This window comes from Plantibacter sp. Leaf1 (assembly GCF_001421315.1).
Classification (GTDB): domain Bacteria; phylum Actinomycetota; class Actinomycetes; order Actinomycetales; family Microbacteriaceae; genus Plantibacter.
The window spans coordinates 1,374,831-1,377,527 of the sequence record NZ_LMJX01000002.1; the positions used below are offsets into that span (position 1 = coordinate 1,374,831).

The 2,697-nt window shown below is 69.3% G+C and carries 4 protein-coding genes; 1 reads left to right on the forward strand and 3 read right to left on the reverse strand.

What is annotated here, in order from left to right; all coding sequences use genetic code 11:
• From ASE44_RS18945 to tilS, 3 genes are all read right to left on the reverse strand, one after another.
• The coding region (locus ASE44_RS18945; RefSeq protein WP_235522572.1) for an ATP-dependent metallopeptidase FtsH/Yme1/Tma family protein at window positions 1-240 on the reverse strand (240 nt) is incomplete at its 3' end.
• 152 nt (window positions 241-392) lie between these two features.
• On the reverse strand, window positions 393-944 hold the full coding sequence (gene hpt / locus ASE44_RS08655) for a hypoxanthine phosphoribosyltransferase (RefSeq protein WP_056008438.1): 552 nt from the start codon (window positions 942-944) through the stop codon (window positions 393-395).
• Window positions 945-1,007: 63 nt separating this feature from the next.
• Window positions 1,008-2,015, reverse strand: coding sequence for a tRNA lysidine(34) synthetase TilS (gene tilS, locus ASE44_RS08660; RefSeq protein ID WP_200921034.1), 1,008 nt, complete (start codon window positions 2,013-2,015; stop codon window positions 1,008-1,010).
• A 130-nt stretch (window positions 2,016-2,145) separates the two neighbouring features.
• Here tilS and ASE44_RS18200 point away from each other — a divergent pair, with 130 nt between their 5' ends.
• Window positions 2,146-2,637: an inorganic diphosphatase gene (locus ASE44_RS18200; protein WP_056008441.1), complete on the forward strand. Its 492-nt coding sequence runs from the start codon at window positions 2,146-2,148 to the stop codon at window positions 2,635-2,637.
• The last annotated feature ends 60 nt before the right edge of the window (window positions 2,638-2,697 follow it).

The window sequence follows — 2,697 nt, forward strand, 5'->3', positions numbered from 1 at the left end:
GTAGAACTGCACCTGCTTGCCGAACTCGTCGTCCGCCTTCGTCAGCGTGAGGTCGACGCGCTGGTCGCCGTCCGTGATGACGGCCTCCTTGACCTGCCCCTTCTCGAGGAAGGCCAGGCCTTCCTGCGTGGAGACCTCACGGAAGCCGTTCATGCTCATCAGGCTGATGCCGATCCAGAAGACCAGAGCAGCGATGATGAGGTACGGGATGGGACCCTTGAAGAGGCGCTTGACGTTCATAGTTGAGAGGCCGGGACTGGCCCGTTCCCTTTCTGCAGGAGGGGTCGACGGGCGGAGCCGCGTCGGAAATCAGGCTACCCCCTCGCTGCTGGATGCCTCCCCCATGTTTGCCATGGGCTTAACGAGTGATCCAGGCGAGGTTCGTCGCTCGCTCAGGCGTAGACGTGAGGGGCGAGCACGCCGACGTCGCGGAGGTTGCGGTACTTCTCGTCGAAGTCGAGACCGTACCCGACGACGAAGTCGTTCGGGATGTCGAAGCCGACGTACTTGCACTCGACGTGGACCTTCGCGGCCTCCGGCTTGCGCAGGAGCGCGCAGACCTCGATCGAGGCGGCGCCGCGCGAGGCGAAGTTCTCGAGCAACCAGGAGAGGGTGAGGCCGGAGTCGATGATGTCCTCGACGATCAGGACGTGACGGTTCGTGAGGTCTGCGTCGAGGTCCTTGCGGATCTGCACGACACCGCTCGACTTCGTGCCGGCCCCGTAGGAGCTGACGGCCATCCAGTCCATGGACAGCGGGATGCGGAGTTCGCGCGCCAGGTCGGCCATGACCATGACCGCGCCCTTCAGGACGCCGACGAGCAGGACGTCCTTCCCGGCGTAGTCGACCTCGATCCGGCGGGCGAGTTCGGCGAGCTTGTCGCGGATCTCCTGCTCGGTGACGAGGATGGTCGTGAGGTCGTCCGAAATGTCGCTCTGCTCCATGCGTCGAGTGTATGCGAGATGACCCGGACGCCGATGCGCACCTCCTCCTCGCGGGGCCTGTCGTCAGCGCGCGGAGAACACGATGCGGCCGTCGCGGCGCATGGCCCGGCAGCCGGGTAGATCGATCGGTCCCTGCCCGGCCCAGTCGGTCACGAGCCGCGCGACCTCGATCGTCTGCGTCCGGGAGAGGGCGACCCCGAACTCGCTCTGCACGATGTACCGGATGACGCGCTGCCGGAGCGCGGCGGGGTTCGCGGCGAGCGCCGCCGTACTGACGGAGATCCCGGCCTCGGCGTGCTCGACGATCTCCTCGATGGTCTCCTCGATCATCTCCTCGAAGGCCTCAGCGTCCTCCCGCATGGCGTCCGCGGTGCGGGCGAGCGCCTCAGCGATGCCCGGCCCGAGTTCGCTCTCGAGCACGGGGAGCACCCGCTCGCGCACTCGGACGCGCGTGTACGCGGCGTCGGTGTTGTGCGGGTCGTCCCAGGGGGTGAGGCCCATCGCGGCACACGCCTCGCGGGTCTGCACCCGGCGGACGCCGAGGAGCGGGCGGACGAGGGCGCCGCTGACGGGCGACATCCCCTGCAGGCTGCCGGCGCCGGATCCGCGGGCGAGCCCGAGGAGTACCGTCTCGGCCTGGTCGTCGAGCGTGTGCGCGAGCAATACGGCCGACGACCCGGCCTCGACGCGTGCGCCCTCGAGCGCCGCGTACCGGGCATCGCGCGCAGCCGCCTCCGGACCGCCGTCGGCACCGACCTCGACCCGCCGGACGAGCACCGGGTCGAGGCCCATCGCCCTCGCCTGGTCAGCCGCGCGGGCGGCGACGGCTGCGGAATCCGTCTGCAGGCCGTGGTCGACGATGACGGCACCGGCCTGCAACCCGAGCTTCGACGCCTCGAAGGCGGTCGCCGCGGCGAGGGCGAGCGAGTCCGCCCCACCACTCAGGGCGACGAGGAGGTCCGCCTCGCCCTCCGCCCGGGACCCGGCCGCCGACCACCGGCCGATCGCGTCGCGGACCGCCTTCCGCAGCAGGGCGACGGACGGGTGGAGCGGAGGTCGGACGTCGTTCACGCGCTCCACGCTATTGCACGACGGCGGGCGTCCCCCCGGCACCGGTGGCTCCTGGGCGCATCGGTTAGGGTTGGTCCTCGTCGGCGACCGTGCCGATTCCAGGACATCCAACCTCGCAAGGAGCAGGCTTATGGCCGAGTACGACGCCGTCATCGAGATCCCGCGGGGCAGCCGCAACAAGTACGAGATCGACCACGAGACCGGTCGGGTCTTCCTCGACCGCGTGCTGTTCACGAGCTTCGTCTACCCCACCGACTACGGCTTCTTCGAGAACACCCTCGGCGAGGACGGCGACCCGGTCGACGTGCTGGTCCTCCTCGACTTCCCGACGTTCCCGGGCGTCGGCATCAAGGTCCGTCCCGTGGGCGTGCTGCACATGACCGACGACGGCGGCGGCGACGACAAGGTCATCGCCGTGCAGTACAAGGACCCGCGCTGGGCGCACATCCAGGACCTCAACGACATCCCGCAGGCGACGCGCGACGAGATCGAGCACTTCTTCGTCCACTACAAGGACACCGAGCCCGGCAAGTGGGCTCGCATCGACGGCTGGGGCGACGCCGCCGCCGCCGAGAAGATCATCCTCGCGGGCTTCGAGAAGCTCAAGGCGGAGGGTCACTGACCCCCTGAGGCCCAGCCTCACCCCGCACGACGAAGCGGCCGACACCCTCGGGTGTCGGCC